Source organism: Vibrio sp. 10N.222.46.A1 (genome assembly GCF_041473595.1).
Classification (GTDB): Bacteria; Pseudomonadota; Gammaproteobacteria; order Enterobacterales; family Vibrionaceae; genus Vibrio; species Vibrio tasmaniensis_A.
Genome location: NZ_JBFRSN010001758.1, coordinates 1 through 473, shown reverse-complemented (window position 1 = coordinate 473; position 473 = coordinate 1). Strand labels below are relative to the sequence as shown.

The window sequence follows — 473 nt, the reverse complement described above, 5'->3', positions numbered from 1 at the left end:
TACCTATAGGTAATTGTAGGTTTTCGAGATGTGCTTTTAACATAGTGTTTCTCCATATTTCTAGAGAGCGATGGTTAAGACAGTTAGTTTTTCTAGTGCTTTATATAATGGCTCATTTTTTGAATACTATTTACAAAATTTTGAATAAATTTGAAGTTAAACGAAATATTAGTTAAGGCGTTTTGTTTCATATGAAGCTAAAGGTCAGCTCTTTTCCTCCTTTGTCGTTTAGGTAAAACTGCATCCAACGCCAGTCCTTCTCCTTACAGGCCTTAAAAGTGCAGTGGATATTTTTTCCTTTAACAATATCGTTATCGCAGAAATCTATAAATGATTGAAAAGAGCGGCAGATCAGTGTTTCCATATTAGTAGTCCTTTTGAAAATTTATTCATATACACATCTCTAATTTATCTGTGTAGATGAATGAATTTTAATAAAAAATGATTATTAATAATTTTAGATTACCCATTTG

General features: G+C 30.4%; 1 protein-coding gene. It reads right to left on the bottom strand.

Features of this window, described 5'->3' with window-relative positions:
• Positions 1-187: 187 nt before the first annotated feature.
• Positions 188-364, bottom strand: a complete 177-nt coding sequence (locus tag AB4496_RS29195) for a hypothetical protein (RefSeq protein ID WP_016800056.1) — start codon at positions 362-364, stop codon at positions 188-190.
• Positions 365-473: the final 109 nt, after the last annotated feature.